The organism is Pseudomonas sp. GW823-FHT05G12, assembly GCF_058795575.1.
Window position 1 is genome coordinate 5,771,625 of the sequence record NZ_CM179501.1, and the last position, 23,652, is coordinate 5,795,276.

Consider the following 23,652-nt stretch of genomic DNA (forward strand, 5'->3'; position numbering starts at 1 on the left):
GTCTTGTTTGCAACCTATGCCGGCCTCTTCGCGGGTAAACCCGCTCCTACGGCGGCCTGGGTCCAACCCTCGACGTGTGTCCACCACCAATCTGTGTTGGAGCGGGTTTACCCGCGAATACGGTAGCGGCGGCAACGGTGAACGGCGGGTGAAAATTGGCCAGCAGGCCTGGCCCTTTCGCGGGTAAACCCGCTCCTACACGGCGGCCTGGGTCCAACCCTCGATGTGTGTCCATCAGCGGGTTCACCCGCGAAAGGGCCGGCACAGGTTCAAACAGATATATCAGCCAAAGCCCGCTGCGCCTGGTCCAGTTCCAGCTCGCTGAACACCTGCACTCCCGCCCGCCGCAGCAGCGCCGTGGTTACCCCTTCCCCCGCCACTTTCACACCACTGAAGGTGCCATCATAGGTCAACCGGTTGCCACACGAAGGGCTGCCAGACTTCAGCACCGCTACACGAATGCCATGCCGCCGCACCAGTTCCAGCGCCATCTGCGCTCCGGCCAGAAACGCGGCACTGACATCTTCACCCGTCACTGTCAGCACCTGTGTGTCACCCTCGAGCACTGCGCTGCCCTGCCCTCCCGGGATCTCCGCTGGCGGCCGCGGTGTCGGCAAGCCGCCTGCTACCTCGGGGCACAACGGCACTACGCGCCCTTCGGCCTGCCACTGCTGCAACAAATCGGGATGGCCGCTGGCCCGGCCGTCATAGCGAACTGGCTGCCCCAACAGACAGGCGCTCACCAGCACCTTGGGCCTATCAGAACGGGTCATTGCCACGCCGCCTGAACCAGCCGGTCAATGACAGCCGCTCACGCCCGGCCGGCAGTACTTCGTGAGGCACTTCGCCCGACAGGAATACCACCAGGCAACCGGCCACTGGCTCGACATCGTGCTCGACACCGTCGGCCAGGAACATGCGCAACTGGCCACCGTCATGCGGTTGCCAGCCTTCATTGAGGTAAAGCACCGCCGAGACCATGCGCCGGTCATCGTCGCGAAAACGATCCAGGTGCCGGCGATAGAACGCCCCCGGTGGATACAGGGCAAAGTGGCATTCAAAGTCTTCCAGGCCCAGGAAAAGGCCTTGGTTGATTGCCAGGCGCAGCTGATCCATGGCCGCCAGGTACTGGTCGCAGGCCTCGGCCTGCCCCGGGTCGATCCACTGGATCTGGTCACCGCGAATGGTTTCGCGCACCTCCTGGGTAGCTCCCCGCCCAACCCCTGCGGGGTTGAGTTCGCCTTCGGCATCACGGCGCCGGCACTCGGCTGCAAGTGCGCGCACCAGGTCGGCAGGCAGAAAGTGCGCCTGCTGGGACCAGCCATGGGTGGCCAGATCGTCTACGACGGCCGCAAGCATCGGGTGTTCAGGGGATATGTGCATGGCGCGCATCATATCCATTCGCCCTGTCGCCGCACAGCGCCACTTGGCCGAGAAACACGCGGATATCTCGACAAACCGGCGCCGGGCCAAGGACAATAGCCACCTGCCGACAGGAGTCCTGAATGCGCCGTCTGTTTTCCCTGATTCTGCTGATGATCTGCACCATGCCTGTCTGGGCAGACAACCTGGATCAACTGTACAAGGCTGCCGGCTGGCCCGACCAGCGCGCCCACTTCAACGATGCCCTGACCGCTGCCCAGGAGCGCTACCGCAACAGTTTGCCACCCGCCGTGTACCAGGCGCTGGTCAACAACAGCAACCAGCGCTTCCAGGCGCAGGCGGTGGACCGTCGCGCCCAGGCAAAGCTGCGCGCCACCCTGGCCGACCCGGCACCAGCCCTGGCCTTCTTCCAGTCGCCGCTGGGGCGCAAAGTGGTGGCGGCCGAGCTCAAGGCCACCCGCAAGGACGAACTGGCCAAGAACGCCAAAGGCCTGCCCAAGATCCAGGCCAGCGACGATCGTCTGCTGATCATCGGCCACCTGGCCCAAGCCCTGCCTGCGCGGGAAGCCGGCGCCGAAGTCAGCCTGGCCATCGCGGGTGTAGCCGCCGACAGCCTCAGCTCGATGATCCCCGGCCTGTTCGGCGGTAGTCAGGCCCAGAGCCTGCTGGATGGCCAGCGCCAGCGGTTGATGGGGCAGATTGGCGAAGACCTGAACAACACCCTGCTGTACGTCTACCGCGACCTGTCCGATGCCGAGCTGGAAGCGTTCGCCACCTTTGCCGAGTCGCCCGAGGGCAAGGCTTACTACCAGGCGGCCCTGGCCGCTGTACGTGCCGGCCTGGCGGTTGGCCAGAGCACCAACGACCTGAAGTGATCAGCCCAGGCGCTGGTCGATGAAGTCGAAGTAGCGCTGGCGGATGCCCGGCAACTCGTTGGCCAGGTGGTGACGGGCCTCGGGCAGCATCAGGATCTGTGGCTCGGCAAACTTGGCCTTGAGCACTTCGAGGTTGTGGGGCCAGTCCACCGTGCCATCCGCCTCCCCCTGCACGATCAATGGCCGACGCGCACTGCGCGGCGCGGCCTCGATGCGTTTGACCCAGGCGATCAGTGCGCCCACCCAGGCCGTTGGCAGGCGACGCGGTTGCAGCGGGTCGGCCTCCAGGAACGGCAGGAAGGCCGGGTCGTTGGTGTTCTCGCTGAAGCGCCGTTCTATGCCATTGACGAAGTGGCGCAGCACGCAATAACTGAACTTCGACCAGCGCCAGGAACATGGCCGCACCAACGGGGCCAGCAGGATGACCTGGCCATCGACGGGGCTGCGTGCGCCCTGGTGCAGCAGATGGTCCACGGCAATCGCCCCCCCCGTGCTCTGCCCACAAAGGTGCCACGGGTGCGGCAGTTGCAGCGTGTGCGCCTGTTCGAACAAGGCCTCCAGCACCTGCTGGTACACCGCAAAGTCATTGATGCTGGCCCGCTCGCCGCTGGACAGGCCGTGGCCGGGCAGGTCGCAACTGATCACCGCAAAACCTTGCTTGAGTGCCCACGTAATCACATGCCGGTAGAGGCCCATGTGGTCGTAATAGCCGTGCAGCAGGAACAACGTCGCGCTTGGCTGCTCGGGTAGCCAGGCCTGCCCGACCAGGTCGAACCCCGCCGCCTGGAAGCCGCCCAGCCAGCTGTGTGCCGGCAGGTCCAGGCCATAGAAGCGCTGGTAGTCCTGCGCTTGTGCCGACAGTGGCTGGCGAGTGGTGAACGGCGCCAGGCTGGTGCGCAGGCGGTCGGGGTGAAAGGCAGGGGGCATCGGGTACATCCACATTGATGCAAGTATTGATCTGGAATCTTCAGCTCTGGCCGGCGCCATGGCAAGCTTGCTCACCTCGAACAACCAGCATCGAACTAATTGTGGGAGCGGCCTTGTGTCGCGAAAGGGCCGCAAAGCGGCCCCAGCGATCTATGCATGATGCCGAGATCCTGGGGCCGCTGCGCGGCCCTTTCGCGACGCAAGGCCGCTCCCACAGGGATCGCGCCAGCTTTTAGAAACTGAGCAAGACAGTTGCTACCACAAGGGCCACCGACTCTTCATGAATAGCCGAATCATCAAACCGCTGTGCACGGTCATCGCCTTGTTGGTCGGCGCCGTAATCCTCTGGCAGGCCTATAGCGCCTTTCAGGCTCGCTACCTGCGCCCGTTCGACAACCAGGCCACGCTGTTCGACGGCAGCCAGTTACAGCTACCTGCCGAGCTGGCCGGTACTGGCCCGATCCGCGTGGTGCATTTCTGGGACCCGGCCTGCCCATGCAACGTTGGCAACCAACAGCACCTGGGCGACCTTATCAGCCAGTTCGCTGGCCACGACGTTACCTTCCATGTGCTGCAAAAACCCGGCAGCCACGGCCAGCTGCCGGCCAATATCGGCAGCTTGCAACCCATCACCCACATGCCCGGCAGCGAGCACCTGCCTGCCTCTCCGGCCGTGGCCATCTGGGACCGGCAAGGCAACCTGGCCTACTTCGGCCCCTACAGCGAAGGTGCGGTGTGCAACGCCAGCAACAGTTTCGTGGAGCCCATCATCAAGGCCTTGCTTGAAGGCCGGCCGGTGCAGGCAACCAATACCTTGGCAATAGGGTGCTACTGCCCTTGGTAGATAGTGGGTACCCCATAGATATCTACAGCTTCGACCCATGGGAGGATTTTTACCGTAGCGACATACAGATCAATGGAGAAACTGTATGTCACCACAAGGCTTCACCGAGCTGCCCGATAGCCATGTCCACGGTACGCGCCCAATCTTCGTCCCTGGCGTTTTCTGGGGCCACAACCGCATACCTTATCAGCTGGTATCCAGCTTCCGTCCAGGCAGCCTCGTCATCGATCTGATTCCACAGATCGAAAACGACAAGCGGCAGGTCAAGCAAGCCCATGAGCAGCGCCAGGCCGCACTTGACCAGGATCTCGACCAGGCCATTCTCGCTCAAGCCGGCTCACTGGCCGGCCTGAGCGAGGTCCAGGCAATCGAGCGAAGAATCGCGGCGATCAGCCAGCTTCAGACGCAGCTTGGGCAACGCCTGGAAGCTGCCCGCCAACAAGCCAACAGCTTCTATGGCAAAGCCCCGGAGCATCGCTCCTTTCAGGAGTTCCTGGCTGTCACCCGCGCCCCCAACGGGCCAGCAGATCCACGCACCGCGTGGCTCGCATCCTACCGGGCCGCGTTCGAGGCCAAGTTGCTAGAGCAGCAAAGCAGCGAGTTGATACAGCGCCAGCATCGACTTCGAAGTGCGTTGTCCGCAGCCAGACTCAAAGAAGGTAACAACCGGAAGATCGATCAAACGCTCTATCAGACCGAGCAAGCACTGGTCCGCATCCTTGCTGCCAGCCATGAGTTCCAAATAGCGCGCAGTGCACTGCAGGACTTGCTCACTGCCTTCACCCGCCACCTGCATGAGGACATTGCCGAGGAAGCGGCACTGGAGCACAGCCGCGAACTGGTACAGGAAACCTCCGGCCTGCTCAGGGCGCGAGCGCGGCTGGTGCAGGCCTACTCTACCTGGGGCAGGCTTCATAGCCTGTTAGAGGTCGAAGCTCACCGCATCGATTTCGCCCTGCGAGTCATAGCAGTTGGCACCTCTGCAGATCGACGGCCAGAGTTGCTCGCCCTGCAAGCTCAAGTGCAAGCTCAAGCGGCCGAGCATGCAAGTACGTCATCTACCGATGCAACGACTGTGAGGCAGCTGCGAGACCAGGCGGACATCGCCCTGCAAGCGGCTTTCGACGAGCAGGCAGTACTCGCGGCGCTCTCGGGTCACACACCCAGCAATACCCCGATTACCTTCAACGCCTGGACTGCAAGCACTCGCCACCCGGTGATATTGAGTTCCTCGCGCGGTGGCACGGCCGAATTCGAACTGATCTGGGAGAGCCTCGCCGAGTCAATTGGCAAGACTGCACAGCGCCTGCTGACGGGCGCTGCACTGACGGCCATTCGGTATGCGTCACTGATGCTCTACGCCACGCGCCTGGGCGATGGCGAGCGCATGGGCGTCACCGTCCCGCTGGCCATGATGACGCCCGGTGCGGACCTGACCCTGGAGGCAAACCGCAAGGTCGGCCAGAACCTTGAGCTGCCGCTGCGGATGAACGCCATCCCGCAAGGCAACCAGACCGAGCTGTACCTGGCAGCCACTGATGGCAGCGGCGTGCTGCGTGACGTACGTGTGCGCCAGGCTCAGTGGGATCCCACTCACGGCGCCTATCGCTTTACCGCTGAAGGCCCGGGTGGTGCCACGCTGCTTTGGCACCCCGCAACACCGCCCTCGACCTTGGGCCAGTACGACGACGAGAGGGGCACCTACATCCCGGGCGCGACCATTGTCGAGGACCTGCAGACGCACCTGCCGGGCAACATCATCGTTCCTCCGGAACCGGATATCCGCACATTCCCCGGGTTGCCCGACCTGCACATTGATGACTACGTCATCGTCTTCCCTGCGGACTCGGGACTGGCGCCGATCTATGTGATGTTGCGCAACCCGCGCAATTTGCCGGGGGTTGCCAGTGGGAATGGTGTTAGCACACCGGACAGGGTGCTGGATGCAGCCACCACCGCGGCGGGGGCGCCGATTCCTGCAAGAATTGCGGAAAAATTGAGGGGGCGACGGTTTACGAGATTCGATAAGCTGAAAGAGGCTATCTGGATTGAGATTGCTGCAGATGAGACCTTTAGTCGGCACATCGTGCCCGCAATCTTAGACGATATGAGAAAAGGGCTTGCTCCATTCGCTAAACGCGATCACCGAGTGGGAAAACGAGTCAAGCTGGAGATCCATCACAAACACGAAGTTTCGCAAGGTGGTGCAGTTTATGACTTCGATAACCTCGTACTCATGACACCCCGAGTCCACATCGATCACCACAGAGGTAGCAAGCAATGACCCAGAAGCAGAGCTTGGCAGAGTACACAGAGCCTGAATTTCTCGCGCTAATCTCTGATCTATATGAGGATCGGACGGGCCTTAGGGGTGCTGAACTGGAAAAACACCGTATAGATACGGTTCTTCTTTTCGAGAAGTTGACCGAACATCCTGACGGTTCCGACGTTATCTATTACCCACCCGAGGGGGCAGATGTCAGTCCGCAGGGCGTGATCAACCGTATTAAAGAATGGCGCGCCGCCAACGGCAAACCCGGCTTCAAACCCGTCTGAGCCAAAGCCCTGCGGCCAACGCCGCAGGGCTTCTTGATTTCCAAAGGAGGTGCTGTTTATGACTTCGACAATCTTGTATTCATGATGGGAAGAGTGCACATAGATCATCATAAGAGGAGCAACCAATGACTCTGAAAGAAAAGCTTGAGGACTACACAGAATCGGAGTTTCTTATGCTGATAACGGAGTTATATGAAAATCCGCCTGACCTCAGCAGCGATCAAATCGAAGAAAGACGAGACTTTATAGTTTCAAATTTCCGAAAGATAACTGAGCACCCGGAGGGCGCCGACGTAATTTATTACCCTCCAGAAGGAGCGGATGACAGCCCCGAAGGCGTCGTCAACCGTGTCAAAGCCTGGCGCGACGCCAACGGTAAACCCGGTTTCAAACCCGCCTGACCCCAAACCCTGCGGCTGTTACCGCAGGGCTTTTTACTTCATGTGCGCACCCGCGCCGGGTTACCCACCACCGTCACCCCCGCTGGCACATCACGGGTCACCACACTGCCTGCACCGACGATGGCGTTATCACCGATAGTCACCCCCGGCAGGATGATCGCCGCACCGCCAATCCACACGTTGTCGCCGATGGTCACCGGCCGCCCGCTCTCCAGCCCGCTGCGCCGCACTTCAGGATCGAGCGGATGGTCGGCGGTATAGATCTGCACGTTGGGACCGATCTGGCAGTCGTCGCCTATACGCACCGGCACCACGTCGAGGATCACGCAGTTGAAGTTCATGAAAGTATTACGGCCAACGCTGATGTTGTAGCCGTAGTCGCAATAGAACGGCGGGCGAATCACCGCGCCTTCGCCAACCTGGCCAAAGTGCTCCACAAGCAGCCCGTGGCGTGCGTCGTTGAGCAGTTTGACACTGTTGTTGTAGCGATGCATCCAGTGCTTGTTGGCGATCTGCTCGGCCTGCAGTTCAGGGCAGCCAGCGTGGTAGAGCTGGCCGGTGAGCATTTTGTGTTTTTCGCTGAGGGACATGGAAACTCCTTCCTGGGGCTATGCTCTGTTCGCGAATCCGCCGATGATCGGACCACATTTTTCGTTTGAATGCACAAGGAGTCTGAATGAAGCGCAGCCTGACCCTGCTGGCGGTGGTAGTCACCGTGGCCGCTGGCGCCTCCGGGTACTGGTACGTTCAGGGCAAGCTGCCGCAGCGCGAGGGCGAGGTCGCCGTTGCCGGCCTGCAAGCGCCGGTCAGCGTGCGCTACGACGCACGCGGCGTGCCCCACCTGCAGGCACAGAGCGAGCCGGACCTTTACCGCGCACTGGGCTACGTGCATGCCCAGGACCGATTGTTCCAGATGGAGATCATGCGCCGCCTGGCCCGTGGCGAGCTGGCCGAAGTGCTCGGCGACAAGCTGCTGCCCACCGACACCCTGTTCCGTAGCCTGCGCATACGCGAGCAGGCCGCGCTGATGGCCAAGCGGCAGGATCCGCAGGCGCCGGCATGGCAGGCCCTGCAAGCCTACCTCGACGGGGTCAACAGTTGGCAGGCCAGCCACCCCAAGCCCACGGAATTCGACCTGCTCGGCATCACCCCGAGCCCGTTCACCGCCGAGGACACGCTGAGCATCGCCGGCTACCTGGCCTACAGTTTTGCCGCCGCGTTCCGCACCGAGCCTGCTCTGACCTACATCCGCGACCAGCTGGGGCCTGACTACCTGAAAATATTCGACCTTGACTGGCAACCCGAGGGCGCACTGGGCACGCCACTGGCCGCTGCCGACTGGCAAAGCCTGGAAACACTTGCGCGCTTAAGCGATGAGGCGCTGGGCGACGCCGGCATCCCGCAGTTCGAAGGCAGCAACGCCTGGGCGGTCGCGGGTAGCCGCACCCGCAGTGGCAAGCCGTTGCTGGCTGGCGACCCGCACATCAGCTTTGCCGTACCTGCGGTGTGGTACGAGGCCGAGCTGTCAGCGCCCGGATTCAACCTCTACGGCTATTTTCAGGCACTTAACCCGTTCGCTCTGCTCGGCCACAACCGTGACTTCGGCTGGAGCCTGACCATGTTCCAGAACGACGACGTCGACCTGATCGCAGAAAAGACCAACCCTGCCAACGCTGACCAGGTCATGGTCGATGGCCAGTGGCGCACACTGGAAAAGACCGAGCAGCAGATTGCAATCAAAGGCGAGCAACCGGTCACCATCAACCTGCGCCGCTCACCCCACGGGCCAATCGTCAACGAAGTCCTCGGCGCCACGGCAGGGGCCACGCCGATTGCCATGTGGTGGGCGTTCCTCGAAACCGAGAACCCGATCCTCGAAGGCTTCTACCAGCTCAATCGCGCCGACACCCTGGGCAAGATGCGCGAAGCGGCTGCCAAGGTGCAGGCGCCGGGGCTGAACTTCGTCTGGGCCAATGCCCGTGGCGATATCGGCTGGTGGGCGGCGGCGAAACTGCCGATTCGCCCGGACGGTGTGAACCCGGCGTTCATCCTCGACGGCGCCAGCAGCCAGGGCGACAAACCCGGCTTTTACCCCTTCAGCGTCAACCCGCAACAGGAGAATCCGGCCAGCGGTTATATCGTCTCGGCCAACTACCAGCCACCCGCCGTGGTGCCGATACCCGGCTACTACAACCTCGCCGACCGCGGCCGCCAGCTCGATCGCCAGCTGGCCAACCCGGAGGTGAAATGGGACATGCAGAACAGCCAGGCGCTGCAACTCGATACGGCCAGCGATTACGGCCCGCGCACCTTGGCACCGCTGCTAGCGACGTTGCGTCAGATCGCCCAGGGTGACGAGGAAGAGGAACTGGTCGAGCAGCTGGCTGCCTGGCGCGGCGACTATCCACTGGACTCAACCAGCGCCACCCTGTTCAACCAGTTCCTCTACGAGCTGGCCTATGCCGCGTTGCATGACGAATTGGGCGACACCTGGTTCCCGGTGCTGATCAGCACCCGTGCCATCGATGCCGCGCTGCCACGCCTGGCCGCCGATGCCGAGTCGCCCTGGTGGAACACCCGCGGCGCCAACCAGCGCACTGACCGCAGCTCGATCGTGCGCGAAGCCTGGCAGAAGAGCCTTGGCCACTTGCGCGACACCCTCGGCAAGGACCCAGCCAGCTGGCAATGGGGCAAGGCCCATACCCTGACCCACAACCATCCGCTTGGGGTGAAAAAGCCGCTGAACCTGCTGTTCAACGTTGGGCCTTTCGCCGCACCTGGTACCCATGAAGTGCCGAACAACCTCTCGGCGAAGATCAGCTCTGCGCCATGGCCGGTGACCTATGGGCCGTCGACGCGGCGGCTGATCGACTTTGCCGATGCCGGGCAGGCGCTGACCAGCAACCCGGTTGGGCAGAGTGGCGTGCCGTATGACCGCCATTACGCGGACCAGGCCGAAGGGTATGTGCAGGGGCAGTATCAGAAGGCACAGATGGGGGTAATACCGGCGCAGAGTACCTTGCGATTGGTGCCAGGGCCGTAAGGGGCTGCCTTGCTCAAAACCCAAAAGCTTGCGCGAGCACTGTGGGGCTTTAGCCGCGAACACCGGCGCAGCCGGTGCCATGCACCGCGTTGGATTCTTCGCGGGTAAACCCGCTCCCACAGGGATCGCGCCAGCTTTCAGAGATCCCAGCAATGAAAACGCCGACACAAAGGTGTCGGCGTTGGGTCATGCAAGGTGAAGCAAGCGCATCAGAACGCCGGCAGCACCGCACCTTGGTACTTCTTGGCAATGAATGCCTTCACTTCAGGGCTGGTCAGGGCCTTGGCCAGTTTCTGGATGGCCTCACTGTCCTTGTTGTCCGGACGGGCGACCAGGAAGTTCACGTAAGGCGAGTCGGCACCTTCGATCACCAGTGCATCTTTAGCCGGGTTCAGGCCAGCTTCCAGGGCGTAGTTGGTGTTGATCATGTCCAGGTCGACCTGGTCCAGCACACGGGGCAGCATGGCCGACTCAAGCTCGCGGAACTTCAGCTTCTTCGGGTTCTCGGCGATATCCTTGGGGGTGGCCAGGGCATTCTTCGGGTCTTTCAGGGTAATCAGGCCGGCCTTCTGCAGCAGCAGCAGCGCGCGGCCGCTGTTGCTGCCCTCGTTAGGGATGGCAACGGTTGCGCCTTCTTTCAGCTCGCTCAGGGCCTTGACCTTCTTCGAGTAGCCACCGAAGGGCTCTACGTGTACACCCACCACGGTTTCCAGGTGGGTGCCCTTGCCTTCGTTGAAGTTCTGCAGGTACGGCAGGGTCTGGAAGTAGTTGGCGTCCAGACGCTTCTGGTCCACCTGCACGTTCGGCTGCACGTAATCGGTGAAGACCTTGATCTGAAGGTCCACGCCTTCTTTTGCCAGTGTCGGCTTGATCAATTCGAGGATTTCGGCGTGCGGTACCGGGGTAGCGGCAACCACCAGTTTCTCGGCAGCAGCGGCCAGGCCGGAGAACGACAGGGCAGCAGCCAGGGCAGTGGTCAGCAGGGTCTTCTTCATGGTGGTCCTTGTTCTGAATCTGGGCCATCGACGATGGCGAATCGGGTGCCCAACCGGTTCACCAGTGGGCGTGAGGCGGACGATACCCAAATTTTTTATTCCGCAACAATATCTTTTGCTTAGCTGCTTATTCCAAAAACAGAATGGCATCAGCCTCTTTACCCAGGAGCGATATCTAACGCGCGGGGTCAGGCAGGTCGAGGTCTTCGGGCAGGATCTCTTCGCCGTCATTGACCAGCAAGGCAAAGTGGATGACGTTCTCCAGTTCGCGGGTATTGCCGGGCCAGAAATGCCCCTCCAGAACCCGCTGCGCCGCCTCGCTCACCAAGGGCACAGGCCGCTGCAGGCGCACGCTGTAGATACCCGCGAAGTACTCGGCCAGCGGCAGGATATCGCCCGGCCGCTCGCGCAGCGGCGGCAGTTCCAGCGCGCCCTCGCGCAAATACTGGTACAGGCGCTCGTTGAAGCGCCCTGCACGCACCACACGGGCCAGGTCGATGCTGGTGGCGGCTACCAGACGCACATCCACCGGCTGTGGCTGCTGCGCGCCCACCCGAGTGACCTCGCGGTTTTCCAGAGCCGCCAGCAGCTTGCCCTGGATCGCCAGTGGCAAGTCGGCAATCTCGTCCAGGTACAAGGTGCCGCCGCTGGCCGAACCGAACCAGCCGGCGCGGCTGCTGGCCGTACCGCCATGGCTGCCGGCGCTATAGCCAAACAGCTCGGCATCGGCGTAGGTGGGGCTGATGGCCGCGCAGTTGACGGACACGAACAACCCTCCACGGTCGCTGGTACGGTGGATCTGCCGGGCCAGCAGCTCCTTGCCCGTGCCGGTCTCGCCACGGATCAGCACCGGCAAAGGTTGTGGCGCCAGGCGCTCAAGGTCCTCGCGCAGCTGCTGCGAGCGCGGGTCGATAAACACCAGCGCCTTGGCACGAATGCTCAGCGGGCTCTTGTCCAGCTCGGGGAAGGTCAACAGCGGCTGGCCGAACGGGTTTTGAAAAGTCATGACGAACTCCCGCCCCAGGCCCGTAATGGCCAGGCGTCAGGCAAAGGGTGAACAATAAGGCCGATCAGGCGCGGCGCAGTGCGCGCTGCTCAATCCGGCTCTGCAAGCGATACAGGTAGGCGAAACCTTGTTCCCAGCGCTCATGACCGGACTTGACGTTGATGTGCCCGGCATTGCTCAGCAAACCCGCTTCGGCGCCCCATGCCTGGGCCAGGTACAGCGCCCGTGGCACGTTCACGGCTGGGTCGTTGTCCGAGCTGACGACCTGGCTAGGGAACGGCAGCACCTCGGTAGGGATCGGCGCAAAGTTGCGCAGCACGGGTGCGCAAGTGGGCCGTTCGACATCTGCCGGCGCCACCAGCAGTGCACCACGCACCTGCCGTAGCAAGGCCGAGCTTGCCTGCGCTGCCCAATGGGCGACAGTGATGCAACCAAGGCTGTGGGCAATCAGGATCACCGGCGAGCGGTCGGCGGCAATCGCCTGCTCCAGCGCGTGCACCCAGTCCTGCCGCTGCGGGGTGAGCCAGTCTTGCTGTTCAACCCGTGCACTGTTGGGCAGGGTGCGCTGCCAGTGACTCTGCCAATGGTTGTCTGGCGATCCTTGCCAACCCGGCACAATCAGGTAGCGAATCGACTCATTGCGCATGGGGACGCCTCCAGTAAGTTTGCGTGCTTGGAGACAAGTATAGGGAGGGGGGAATATTCGTAAAGGAATAAGAAGATATTTATTAATACCCATATTGCATAACAAGCAGGCTACAGCCACTCGCTTGAGAAAGGCTGCAAAGCTGCCCTGTCACGCGTTCAGGCAAGAAAAACCCGGGACCATGCCCGGGCTCTCTTTGCCTTGTGCGATTTAGATATCCGCCACCTTCTGCCACACCTTCGGCCGGAAGAACAACGTCTCTCCCCGCGCCAACCCGGTCAGGCTGTCATGGTCTTTCACCACTTCGGCCTCGATCAGCTCACTCTGACCTTCCACCTTCAAGGTCACCCGCGTGGTTGCACCCAACGGCCGAATGTCGCGCACCTCGGCCGCATGGTGCCCTTCGGTCTCGTGCCGCGACAGCGACACCTCGTGCGGGCGAAACAGCACGTGATGCCCTTCGCTCAAGGCCAGGCGGTTGGAGTCACCGAGGAAGTGGTAGACGAAATCGTTGGCCGGCTGATCGTACACTTCACCCGGCGAGCCGATCTGCTCGATCACGCCCTTGTTCATTACCACGATGCGGTCGGCTACTTCCATGGCTTCTTCCTGGTCGTGGGTAACGAACACCGACGTCAGGTTGATATCCTCGTGCAGCCGCGCCAGCCAGCGACGCAGCTCCTTGCGCACCTTGGCATCCAGCGCACCGAATGGCTCGTCCAGCAGCAGCACCTTCGGCTCCACCGCCAGGGCGCGGGCCAGGGCGATACGCTGACGCTGGCCACCGGAAAGCTGCTCGGGGTAGCGGTCGGACAGCCAGTCCAGTTGCACCATGTTCAGCAGCTCATGCACCTTCTCGGCAATCTTGCTCTCGCTCGGGCGCTCGCCCTTGGGCTTCATGCGCAGGCCGAAGGCAACGTTGTCGAACACGCTCATGTGGCGGAACAGCGCGTAGTGCTGGAACACGAACCCGACGTTACGGTCACGCACATCATGGCCGGAAACGTCCTCGCCATGGAACACGATGTTGCCCTGGTCCGGGGTTTCCAGGCCGGCAATGATGCGCAGCAGGGTGGTCTTGCCACAGCCGGACGGGCCGAGCAAAGCCACCAGCTCGCCGCTGTTGATGTCCAGGTTGATAGCGTTCAGGGCCTGGAAGCTGTTGAAGCGCTTGCTGACGTTACGAACTTCGATCGACATGAATCATTCCTCCGCGGCGCTGTGGCGCAGGCGGTTAATACGGTTCTCGCTCCACTGCTTGAGCAGCAGGATGAAGAGCGCCAGGATCAGCAACAGGCTGGCCACGCTGAAGGCCGCGACGTGGTTGTACTCGTTGTAGAGGATCTCCACATGCAGCGGCAAGGTGTTGGTCACGCCACGGATGTGGCCCGACACCACCGACACCGCGCCGAACTCGCCCATGGCCCGCGCGGTACACAGCACCACGCCGTAAATCAGGCCCCATTTGATGTTCGGCAGGGTCACGTGCCAGAACATCTGCCAGCCGTTGGCACCGAGCAGCCGTGCAGCCTCCTCCTCTTGCGTGCCTTGCTCCTGCATCAGCGGGATCAGCTCACGGGCCACGAACGGCACGGTCACGAAAATGGTCGCCAGGACAATGCCCGGCAGGGCGAACACGATCTGGATATCGTGGTCCTGCAGCCACGGCCCGAGCAGGCCTTGCGCGCCGAACATCAGCACGTAGACCAGGCCGGCGATCACGGGGGACACCGAGAACGGCAGGTCGATCAGGGTGACCAGGATGCTCTTGCCACGGAAGGTGTACTTGCTCACGCACCAGGCGGCGCTTACGCCAAATACCAGGTTGAGCGGCACCGAGATAACCACGGCGAGCAGGGTCAGCTTCAGCGCCGACAACGCATCGGGTTCGAATATCGCCTCGAAGAAGGTGCCAAAACCGTTCTTCAGCGCCTGCGATACCACGATCACCAGCGGCAGCAGCAGGAACAGGGCGAACACCAGCCAGCCAAGGCCGATCAGGATACGCCGTGACGTGGCGCTGCCACGGCGGGCGGCGTTGGCTGCGGCACTTGCACTCAGGGATGAACTGGACATGCCGGCCTCCTTCAGGGGGTTTCGATGCGGCGCTGCAGCAGGTTGATCAGCAGCAGCAGGATGAAGGAAACCACCAGCATCAACACGCCGATGGCGGTCGCGCCGGTGTAGTCGTACTGGTCGAGCTTGACCATGATCAGCAGCGGCAGGATCTCGGTCTTCATCGGCATGTTGCCGGCAATGAAGATCACCGAACCATACTCGCCCACGCCACGGGCGAAGGCCAGGGCAAAGCCGGTGAGCCATGCCGGCAGCAGGGCCGGCGCCAGGATGTGGCGGAACACCTGCAGTGGCTTGGCCCCCAGGCAGGCTGCGGCCTCTTCCACTTCACGTGGGATGTCGGCCAGCACCGGCTGCACCGTGCGCACCACGAACGGCAAGGTCACGAAGGTCAGTGCCAGGGTGATGCCCAGCGGGGTGTAGGCGATCTTGAAGCCAAGGTCGGTGGCGAACTGGCCGACCCAGCCCTGCGGCGCGTACAGGGCCGTCAGGGCGATACCGGCAACCGCGGTGGGCAAGGCAAACGGCAGGTCGATCATCGCATCGATGATCTTGCGCCCGGGGAAGGTGTAACGCACCAGCACCCAGGCCAGCAGGGTACCGATCACACCGTTGATGATGGCGGCGAACAGGGCGGTGCCGAAGCTCAGCTTGAGCGCAGCGATCACTCGCGGCGCACTGATGATGTTCCAGAACTGCTCGAAGGTCAGCTGCGAGGCATGGATGAACATGGCCGCCAGCGGTATCAGCACGATCAGGCTGAGGTACACCAAGGTGTAGCCCAGCGTCAGCCCGAAGCCGGGTATGACGGGGGAGATACGACGCGACATAAATATCCCTGGTTGAACGCACTAAGCCCGGAAACAATCCCGGGCCGGTGCAAGCTTTTGAATCCTGGGGCTGCTTGGCAGCCCATTCGCGACACAAGGCCGCTCCCACAGGAGATCATGGTTCCTTGTGGAAGCGGCCTTGTGCCGCGAATGGGCCGCAACGCGGCCCCGCTTTCCTTTGGCCCTTACTGTGCCTGATAGATCTGGTCGAACACACCGCCATCATTGAAGAATTTCGGTTGTGCAGTCTTCCACCCACCAAAGTCCTTGTCGATGGTCACCAGGTCCAGTTTCGGGAACTGCTTGCCGAACTCCGCAGCGACTTTCTCGTCACGCGGGCGGTAGAAGTTCTCGGCGGCAATCTTCTGCCCGGCCGGGCTGTACAGGTGCTTGAGGTATTCGGTGGCAATCTCGGTATTGCCCTTCTTCTCGGCGTTCTTGTCGACCACGGCCACTGGCGGCTCGGCCAGGATCGACAGCGACGGCACGACGATCTCGAACTTGTCGGCACCCCCGTCTTCCTTCAGGGCCAGGAAGGCTTCGTTTTCCCAGGCCAGCAACACGTCGCCCTGGCCATTGTTGACGAAGGTGATGGTCGAACCGCGGGCGCCGGTATCCAGCACCGGTACATGCTTGAACAGCTCCTGCACATAGGCCTTGGCCTTCTCTTCGCTACCGCCGGCCTTCAGGCCGTACGCCCACGCTGCGAGGAAGTTCCAGCGCGCACCGCCGGAGGTTTTAGGGTTCGGGGTGATGACCGACACGTCCTTCTTGATCAGGTCGCCCCAGTCCTTGATGCCTTTCGGGTTGCCCTTGCGCACCAGGAACACGATGGTCGAGGTGTACGGGGTGCTGGCGTCAGGCAGGCGGGTCTGCCAGTTCTCGGGCAGGGTCTTGCCAAGCTTGGCCACTTCGTCGATGTCACCGGCCAGGGCCAGGGTCACCACGTCGGCGCGCAGGCCGTCGATCACCGCACGGGCCTGCTTGCCCGAACCCCCATGGGATTGCTGGATTTTCACCTTGTCACCCGGGTGGGCCTGTTGCCAGTGTTTGATGAACTCGGCGTTGTACTGCTGGTACAGCTCGCGGGTCGGGTCGTAGGACACGTTGAGCAGTTCGTAGTCCTTGGCGATGGCGGAACCGGCAAAAACAGCACTGGCCACGGCGGCGAGCGCATAACGGCGGATGGACATGGTGAAGCTCCCGATTGGCATTTTTCTAGTTTTAAATGTTGTGGCGCCGATCAGCCGGGCTTGTTGCCGGGCTGTTGCAGGCGGAACTTCTCCTTGCGCTCGATCTGTACGACCTGAGCGTTGTGCACGGTAATCTCCACCGCACCGAAACGCAGGTCGCGCAGGGCGCTCTGGATTTCACGCAAGATGGTGGCTTCGTCCTGACCGTCGATGCTACGCAGAGATGCACTCATGCTCGTTCTCCTTGGAGTGAGGGCGCCGGGCAGAGGTTTGAAGGGGGTTTGCGCCTGGCTTGAGGGCAATAGTAATGAGGCGGGATTATTCTTAAAAATACTGTTTAAGAATTTTTATATAACCATTTAAAAGCACACGCCCCTTGTAGGAGCGGGTTTACCCGCGAATACGGTGGTCGATGCACCATCGCATTCGCGGGTAAACCCGCTCCTACAAGGGGCCATATGGGCCTTCAGGCGTGTTTCTGCGGCTCGCGGATCTTGTACCAGGCCACGTACAGCGCCGGCAGGAACAGCAGCGTCAGCAAGGTCGCCACGATGATCCCGCCAATCATGGCGTAGGCCATGGGGCCCCAGAACACCTCGCGTGCAATCGGGATCATGCCCAGGCTCGCCGCCGCCGCGGTCAGCAGGATCGGCCGGCGCCGGTGGTTGGTGGCCTCCACCACCGCATCCCACGGCGACAAGCCCTGGGCTTCGAACTCGTCTATCTGGGTCACCAGAATCACCGAGTTACGAATGATGATACCCGCCAGCGCGAGGATGCCGAGGATCGCCACAAAGCCCATCGGCGTACCCGTAGGCACCAGCGCCAGCACCACCCCGATCAGCCCCAGCGGCGCCACGCTGACCACCAGAAACAGCTTCTGCACGCTGTGCAGCTGGATCATCAGGAAGGTCGCCATCAGGAACAGCATCAGCGGAATAACCTTGCGGATCGGCCCTTGCGCCTTGGCACTCTCCTCCACCGTACCGCCGGTAGCCACTTCGAAGCCTACCGGCAACTTGCTGGCGAATTCGTCGATCTTCGGCTTCAGCTGGGCCACCAGGTCAGTGGGCTGGATCTCGCCATTGACCGAGGCCTTGATGGTGATGGTCGGCTTGCGGTCGCGGCGCCACACCAGCGGCTGTTCCAGTTCGTAGCGCACGGTGGCGAACGACAGCAGCGGGATCGACGTGCCGTTAGGGGTGAGAATTTGCAGGTTCTGCAGGGTATCAGGCGAGCCACGCTCGCTGTCTTCGGCGCGCGCGACCACATCGACCAGGTAGATGTTGTCGTTGACCTGGGTGATCTGCACGCCACTGACGATGCTGTTCATCACATTGGCAACATCTTCGGACGACAGCCCCAGCTGGCGTGCCTTGTCCTGGGCAATTTCCACGCGCAGCACCTTACCCGGCTCGTTCCAGTCGTAGATCATCTCGCCGATGTGCTCGTTCTGGTCGAGCAAGGTGGCCAGCTCGATGGCGTGTTTGCGCACCTGGTCGATGTCGGCACCGCTGACCCGGTACTGGATCGGCCGGCCTACCGGCGGGCCCATCTCCAGCGATTGCACGTTGGTGCCGACGCCGACGAACTCTTCGTGCAGGATCTTCCGCAGGCGGTCCATCATGGCCTCACGCTCTTCGAAGCCCTTGCTGACAATCACCAGCTGCGCGTAGTAAGGGTTCTGCAACTGCTGATCGAGGGGCAGGTAGAAGCGGATCGCGCCCTGGCCGATGTAGGTACTCCAGTGCACCAGGTCCGGGTCGTCCTTGATCCGTGCCTCGAAGCGGTCGACCACCTTGCGCGTCTCCTCGATCGAGGCGTTCTGCGGCAGGTTGAGGTCGACGAGAATTTCCGGGCGGTCCGAGGACGGGAAAAACTGGTTCTGCACAAAACGCATGCAGAAGATCGCCAGGGCAAACAGCACCACGGTGCCGATGATGGTCAACCAGCGGTTGCGCATGCACCACAGCAACCCGCCTTCAAATGCCCGCCCGACCCGGCCAGGCTCAGCCTCGTGAGCCTTGAGCTTGTCGCCTTTGAGAATATGCACGCCAAGCACCGGCGCGAAGAACACAGCCACCACCCACGACACGATCAGGGCCACGGCAATCACCGCGAACAGGGTGAAGGTGTATTCACCCGCAGAGCTGGCGTTGAGGCCGATAGGCACGAACCCGGCCACGGTCACCAAGGTGCCGGTAAGCATGGGGAAGGCTGTGGAGGTGTAGGCGAACGTCGCCGCCTGCTCCTTGCTTTCACCCATTTCCAGCCGCGTGACCATCACCTCCACGGTAATCATCGCATCGTCCACCAGCAGGCCTAGTGCAATGATCAGCGCACCCAGCGAAATCCGCTGCATGGTGATGCCGCTGTACTCCATGAACACGAACACCATGGCCAGCACCAGTGGGATCGAGCAAGCCACCACCAGCCCGGCGCGCACGCCAAGACTGACAAAGCTCACGGCCAGCACGATCACCACCGCCTCGAACAGCGCGCTGGTGAAACCGCCGACCGCCTGCTTGACCACCACGGCCTGGTCAGAAACGGTGTGTACACCGACACCCACCGGCAGGTCCTGGACCACCTGGTCCATGCGCTTTTTCAACGCCGCACCGAACACCTGGATGTTGCCGCCGGCCTTCATGCCGATGGCGAGGCCAATGGCTGTCTGGCCGTTGTAACGGAACATTGGCGAAGGCGGGTCGACGTAGCCGCGCTCGATGTCGGCGATATCAGCCAGGCGGAAGAAGCGGTCGTTGATCCTCAAGTTGACGGTTTGCAGGTCTTTTTCCGAGGCAAACTGCCCGGACGTACGCACCGAGATACGCTCCGGGCCGGCCTCGATCATGCCGGCCGGCGTTACCGCGTTCTGCGCTTGAAGTGCCTGCATCACCTGGCGCTGGTCAATGCCCAGGGCTGCCAGCTTGCGGGTGGAGAAGTTCAGGTACAGCACTTCGTCCTGGGTGCCGACCAGCTCGATCTTGCCGATGTTGGGTACATCGCGGACCTCGGCCCGTGCCTGTTCCACGTAGTCCCGCAGTTGGCGCAGGGTCAGGCCGTCAGCGGTAAAGGCATAGATCGAGCCGAATACATCACCGAATTCGTCGTTGAAGCCCGGCCCCTGGATACCGGCGGGAAATTCGCCACGAATATCCTGGATTTTCTTGCGCACCTGGTACCAGATATCCGGAATGTCCTTGGCCTTGGTGGTATCGCGAAGGTACACGTAGACCGTGGATTCGCCGGGGCGGGTGTAGCTTTTGGTGTAGTCGAGCGAGTCGAGTTCTTCGAGCTTCTTCTCGATGCGGTCGGTAACCTGGTACAGGGTTTCGTCCTGGGTCGCACCGGGCCACCGGGTCTGGATGACCATGGTCTTGATGGTGAACGACGGGTCTTCCTCGCGGCCCAGGTTGAAGTAGGAAAAAATCCCCATCAACAGGCTAACGAACATCAGGTACCAGACGAACGATTGATGCTTGAGTGCCCATTCGGACAGGTTGAAGCTTCCTTTCATTGCGCATCCTCGTCGAAGGTGACCTTCTGGCCAGGCTTGAGGCTGTTGACGCCGGCGGTGACCACACGCTCACCGGGCTGCACACCGGCGCTCAGCACGATGCTGTCAGCGGTGCGGTCGATCAGCGCCACGTCACGGGTGGCCACGGTCTTGTTCTGCGTATCGATCACCCACACCTGGGTCTTGCCATCGCGCTCGAGCAAGGCACTCAAGGGCAGTTCGCTGCGCGGGGACACTTCCGAGCTAAGGGTCACACTGATGGCGGTGCCGAGGTGAAAGGCCGCCGGTGTGCTGGCCAGGGTCAGGCGAGCGCGGCGGGTACGGGTGGTGGCATCGGCCTGGGGCTCCAGTTCACGCAGGCTGGCCGTGGTGTTGATGGTCGGGTCCAGTTGCGAGGCAACGGTGAAGGTCAGGCCTTTGCTCAACTGCTCGGCCAGGCCGATCGGCAGGTCGATTACCGCCTCCTTCACGTCCGGGCGGGCCAGGGTCACCACGGCTTGCCCGGCGGTAACGGTTTGCCCGGCTTCGGCCTGCCACGCGGTAATCACGGCAGCGTGGTCTGCACGCAGGGTGCTGTAGTCGAGCTGGTCACGGGCCTGGCTGACGGCGGAGCGCGCCTGCTCCAACGCCGCACTGGTGGTTTTCAGGTTGGTCTGGGCGATATCCAGCTGTGCCTGGGCGCCAACCCCACGGTCATACAACTGCTGCTGGCGACGGGCATCGGCCTGGGCGTTGATCCACTGTGCCTGCACCTTGGCCAGATCGCCTTCGGCGGCGCGCAGCTGGTTCTGCTGGTCGGTCGGGTCCAGGGTGGCCAAGGTGTCGCCCGGCTTCACCTGGGCGCCCACGTCCAGCCACCGCCGGGCAATGCGCCCGGAAACCCGGAAGCCCAAGGTGCTTTCGAAGCGCGCCTGGATACTGCCGGCGAAGCGGCCCAGCTGCGACTGCACCTGAGGTTCGACCTTGACCGACAGCACGGGCCGGATCGCCTCGGGTGCCTCTTCTTCGCTACTGCAACCGACCAGCAGCACAGCGGCCGAGAGCATCAGCAACAGACGCTTCATAGCTCACCCCCTGGGCCCTTGGCATCGACCTTCTGTACCTGCATGCCGGGGTGCAGCAACTGGCCGCCGTTGACCACTACGGTCTCGCCGCCTTTCAGGCCGCTGGCGACCACGATCTTGCCGGTGAGGTAACGGCGGATTTCGACCTTGCGCAGTTCCACCTTGTCGCCCTCGCCCACCACCCACACGGCAGGCTCATGCAAGGCCTTGGTCAGTGCCGACCAAGGCAGCTCGATGCTGGGCCGGCCCTGGGCGTTGGTGGTGGCAGTAACCGGTGCCCCCAACTGCATCCCGGGCGGCACGTCCTTGAGCCCTACCTTGACCTGCACGGTGCCGCTTTGCGCCGATACGGTGGGGGTGATTTCACGTACGAAGCCATGGGCCTGGACCTTGGGATCGTCCAGCAGGCTCACGACTACCCCGGCATCGCTGGGCGGCGCCACCAGCAGCGACTCGTAGACGTTGAACACCGCATCGCGGTCGCCATCGACGGCCAGGCTAAAGATCGGCATGGTCGCCTGCACCACCTGGCCAACCTCGGCCTGACGCTCGGTGATCACCCCGGCGGCCTCGGAGACCAGTGCGGTGTAGCTGAGTTGCTCGTTGGCATTGGCCAGTTGCGCCTGGGCGGCCTTGAGTGCGCTCTGATTGCTGCGCAGCGCGGCCTCGGCAGCATCGTACTCGCTCTGGCTGGTGTAGCCCTTGGGCAGCAGTTTTTGCTGGCGCACGAAGGCCGCACTGGTCTGGGTGACCCGCGCCTGCGCGGCGAATACCTCGGCCTTGGCCGAGTCGACATTGTTCTGCAGGTCTTTCGGGTCAAGCCGGGCGAGCACCTGGTTGGCCTTGACGTGATCGCCCACGTCGACGCTACGCGAAATGATCTTGCCGCCGACGCGGAATGACAAATCGGTCTGCACCCGCGCCTGCACGTCGCCGGTCAAAGTGACCCTGGCAGCGAAATCGGTGGGTTGTACCTGCTGCACACCCACCCGAGGCAGTGTCTCGGGGACCTCTTCCTTGCTACAGCCGGTGAGCATGTACAACAGCCCCAGGCAGACGACCGACAGCGGACGCATCAACGCCATGCTGGCTCCTTGCTTGTGCACAAATGATTTGTGGGATGCGACTGTGAGCGTAGTTCAGGGTTCGATAAACATCACTGGCGGGGGATCATTCCGACATTTTCACAGCCGGTGCGGGCCTCGCACAAATGAATCGTGGGATGCGAGGGAAAGCGTCGATCAGGGTTCATTGAACGTCATGAACCTGAATGCTTTTAGCCGCATCCAAGCAGCAGGAAAAGCGCAGCTAATTCACAAAAGCACTCGCTGAGACCTGATATTTCTAATAGTTGCCAAACGGCCAGAAAAGTAGAGAGTCAACCTGTAAAGGAGGACCTAAAAATGACGAAGCTGAGCGATACCAATCGAAACCATACATTCACCCCCTACGGGCACTCAAAGACGCCCCGTAACCCTACCAACTCTTTACAGTTTCACGGCGAATTTCTACACAGCACAGTGGGCTTATACTTTCTTGGTCTTGGCGCCCGAACATACAACCCCAGAATTTTTCGTTTCCACTCCAGCGATAGCTTGAGTCCTTTTTCGCTTGGCGGTATCAACTCATATACCTATTGCTTAAGTGACCCCATAAACCTATCCGACCCAACAGGCCGCTCACCCCTATTACTTCGCCCCAAGACAATAACACTCGATACAAACTGGACATTGAAATCCAGACCTGACTATGTGCAAAAACAGCTTCGCTGGGGAAACTCGAGCGCTAAAATCTTCAATTCAGATGAGAGCCCAGCTACGCTATCAACTACGCCACCATCCAAACAACAACTCCATGAATCTTCACATAGCATACTACCCTCACGACGAGCTCCCGAATACATTAACGTAGCCCCTCAAGCAATCGCTAGGCTTCCTGACAGCACTCGCATTTCTTTAAGAGGTTATATTCGCACTGCAAATCAGCACAACGACTTCAAAGCTCAGAACGTTCGGCACCTTCCTTCAGATTCGCCAATAGTCAAGGATTTCATTCAAAATTTCGGTGAAGCCAGGCGCCTACGCACTGCCTTGAAAGAAATCTACAGAACCACTTTCGATGAATTTGAACGTAATTTGCTGTCTACCGTTCTCCGCGTCAGGCTGTGAAGCGTACTCAAAGATAGCCCTGCGGCTAAAGGAAAGTAGTATCTCGTCGCCAGTACTCGCAACGCAGCGACGTGAGTTCATGAAAGTCATACACCTTCAGGGCCTCTTCGCGGGCACGCCCGCTC

General features: G+C 61.7%; 22 protein-coding genes. 7 read left to right on the top strand and 15 right to left on the bottom strand.

The genetic code is table 11. From position 1 onward, the window contains the following. Positions 1-269 precede the first annotated feature (269 nt). Positions 270-773, bottom strand: a complete 504-nt coding sequence (locus AC3RCM_RS26225) for a 2-thiouracil desulfurase family protein (protein WP_198748344.1) — start codon at positions 771-773, stop codon at positions 270-272. Further along, positions 760-1,392, bottom strand: a complete 633-nt coding sequence (locus AC3RCM_RS26230) for a 2OG-Fe(II) oxygenase (protein ID WP_049588366.1) — start codon at positions 1,390-1,392, stop codon at positions 760-762. The genes AC3RCM_RS26225 and AC3RCM_RS26230 overlap by 14 nt, the downstream gene beginning before the upstream one ends. A gap of 113 nt (positions 1,393-1,505) precedes the next feature. Between AC3RCM_RS26230 and AC3RCM_RS26235 the strand changes: the two genes are divergently transcribed. Beyond that, a complete protein-coding gene (locus tag AC3RCM_RS26235) occupies positions 1,506-2,258 on the top strand; it encodes a DUF2059 domain-containing protein (protein WP_409319905.1) in 753 nt (250 codons plus the stop codon). Here the strand turns inward: AC3RCM_RS26235 and bipL are convergent, their stop codons facing one another. Next, a complete protein-coding gene (gene bipL / locus AC3RCM_RS26240; RefSeq protein WP_492629265.1) occupies positions 2,259-3,185 on the bottom strand; it encodes a phospholipase BipL in 927 nt (308 codons plus the stop codon). A 280-nt stretch (positions 3,186-3,465) separates the two neighbouring features. Between bipL and AC3RCM_RS26245 the strand changes: the two genes are divergently transcribed. The 4 genes from AC3RCM_RS26245 (at position 3,466) to AC3RCM_RS26260 (ending at position 6,986) form a co-directional block, all read left to right on the top strand. Then, entirely contained in the window at positions 3,466-4,029 is a 564-nt protein-coding gene (locus tag AC3RCM_RS26245; RefSeq protein ID WP_492629266.1) for a DUF6436 domain-containing protein, read from the top strand. Between the two features lie 85 nt (positions 4,030-4,114). Next, positions 4,115-6,313 (top strand): pyocin-S2/colicin E7-DNase domain-containing protein, encoded by a 2,199-nt coding sequence (locus tag AC3RCM_RS26250; protein WP_492629267.1) that lies wholly within the window; start codon positions 4,115-4,117, stop codon positions 6,311-6,313. Further along, positions 6,310-6,585 (top strand): bacteriocin immunity protein, encoded by a 276-nt coding sequence (locus tag AC3RCM_RS26255; RefSeq protein ID WP_409313298.1) that lies wholly within the window; start codon positions 6,310-6,312, stop codon positions 6,583-6,585. Before AC3RCM_RS26250 ends, AC3RCM_RS26255 begins: the two co-directional genes overlap by 4 nt. Before the next feature lie 125 nt (positions 6,586-6,710). Continuing rightward, a complete protein-coding gene (locus AC3RCM_RS26260; RefSeq protein WP_492629268.1) occupies positions 6,711-6,986 on the top strand; it encodes a bacteriocin immunity protein in 276 nt (91 codons plus the stop codon). Between the two features lie 38 nt (positions 6,987-7,024). On the opposite strand, the gene AC3RCM_RS26265 is transcribed toward AC3RCM_RS26260, so the two are convergent. After that, a complete protein-coding gene (locus AC3RCM_RS26265; RefSeq protein ID WP_492629269.1) occupies positions 7,025-7,576 on the bottom strand; it encodes a sugar O-acetyltransferase in 552 nt (183 codons plus the stop codon). Positions 7,577-7,662: 86 nt separating this feature from the next. On the opposite strand from AC3RCM_RS26265, the gene AC3RCM_RS26270 reads away from it, so the two are divergent. Continuing rightward, positions 7,663-10,029: a penicillin acylase family protein gene (locus tag AC3RCM_RS26270; protein ID WP_064491249.1), complete on the top strand. Its 2,367-nt coding sequence runs from the start codon at positions 7,663-7,665 to the stop codon at positions 10,027-10,029. A gap of 209 nt (positions 10,030-10,238) precedes the next feature. Here the strand turns inward: AC3RCM_RS26270 and AC3RCM_RS26275 are convergent, their stop codons facing one another. The 11 genes from AC3RCM_RS26275 to AC3RCM_RS26325 form a co-directional block, all read right to left on the bottom strand. Next, positions 10,239-11,024: a MetQ/NlpA family ABC transporter substrate-binding protein gene (locus AC3RCM_RS26275; protein WP_010955695.1), complete on the bottom strand. Its 786-nt coding sequence runs from the start codon at positions 11,022-11,024 to the stop codon at positions 10,239-10,241. 175 nt (positions 11,025-11,199) lie between these two features. Continuing rightward, positions 11,200-12,030 carry a sigma 54-interacting transcriptional regulator gene (locus AC3RCM_RS26280; RefSeq protein WP_010955696.1) on the bottom strand — a complete coding sequence of 277 codons (831 nt, stop codon included), beginning with the start codon at positions 12,028-12,030 and terminating at the stop codon, positions 11,200-11,202. Positions 12,031-12,094: 64 nt separating this feature from the next. Next, on the bottom strand, positions 12,095-12,676 hold the full coding sequence (locus AC3RCM_RS26285; RefSeq protein ID WP_020191300.1) for an alpha/beta hydrolase: 582 nt from the start codon (positions 12,674-12,676) through the stop codon (positions 12,095-12,097). A gap of 210 nt (positions 12,677-12,886) precedes the next feature. Then, a complete protein-coding gene (locus AC3RCM_RS26290) occupies positions 12,887-13,876 on the bottom strand; it encodes a sulfate/molybdate ABC transporter ATP-binding protein (protein WP_003248965.1) in 990 nt (329 codons plus the stop codon). 3 nt (positions 13,877-13,879) lie between these two features. Then, positions 13,880-14,752 carry a sulfate ABC transporter permease subunit CysW gene (gene cysW / locus AC3RCM_RS26295; protein WP_010955698.1) on the bottom strand — a complete coding sequence of 291 codons (873 nt, stop codon included), beginning with the start codon at positions 14,750-14,752 and terminating at the stop codon, positions 13,880-13,882. Positions 14,753-14,763: 11 nt separating this feature from the next. Continuing rightward, complete coding sequence (gene cysT / locus AC3RCM_RS26300) at positions 14,764-15,582, bottom strand: sulfate ABC transporter permease subunit CysT (RefSeq protein ID WP_010955699.1); 819 nt, start codon at positions 15,580-15,582, stop codon at positions 14,764-14,766. Positions 15,583-15,767: 185 nt separating this feature from the next. Next, positions 15,768-16,775, bottom strand: a complete 1,008-nt coding sequence (locus AC3RCM_RS26305; protein WP_064491250.1) for a sulfate ABC transporter substrate-binding protein — start codon at positions 16,773-16,775, stop codon at positions 15,768-15,770. A 50-nt stretch (positions 16,776-16,825) separates the two neighbouring features. Next, entirely contained in the window at positions 16,826-17,008 is a 183-nt protein-coding gene (gene oscA, locus AC3RCM_RS26310; protein ID WP_003248957.1) for a sulfur starvation response protein OscA, read from the bottom strand. Positions 17,009-17,241: 233 nt separating this feature from the next. Continuing rightward, entirely contained in the window at positions 17,242-20,295 is a 3,054-nt protein-coding gene (locus AC3RCM_RS26315; RefSeq protein ID WP_492629270.1) for an efflux RND transporter permease subunit, read from the bottom strand. Then, complete coding sequence (locus tag AC3RCM_RS26320; protein ID WP_020192410.1) at positions 20,292-21,359, bottom strand: efflux RND transporter periplasmic adaptor subunit; 1,068 nt, start codon at positions 21,357-21,359, stop codon at positions 20,292-20,294. The genes AC3RCM_RS26315 and AC3RCM_RS26320 overlap by 4 nt, the downstream gene beginning before the upstream one ends. Beyond that, a complete protein-coding gene (locus tag AC3RCM_RS26325) occupies positions 21,356-22,444 on the bottom strand; it encodes an efflux RND transporter periplasmic adaptor subunit (protein ID WP_014592777.1) in 1,089 nt (362 codons plus the stop codon). The genes AC3RCM_RS26320 and AC3RCM_RS26325 overlap by 4 nt, the downstream gene beginning before the upstream one ends. A gap of 318 nt (positions 22,445-22,762) precedes the next feature. Here AC3RCM_RS26325 and AC3RCM_RS26330 point away from each other — a divergent pair, with 318 nt between their 5' ends. Beyond that, positions 22,763-23,527, top strand: coding sequence for an RHS repeat-associated core domain-containing protein (locus tag AC3RCM_RS26330; RefSeq protein WP_081273158.1), 765 nt, complete (start codon positions 22,763-22,765; stop codon positions 23,525-23,527). The last annotated feature ends 125 nt before the right edge of the window (positions 23,528-23,652 follow it).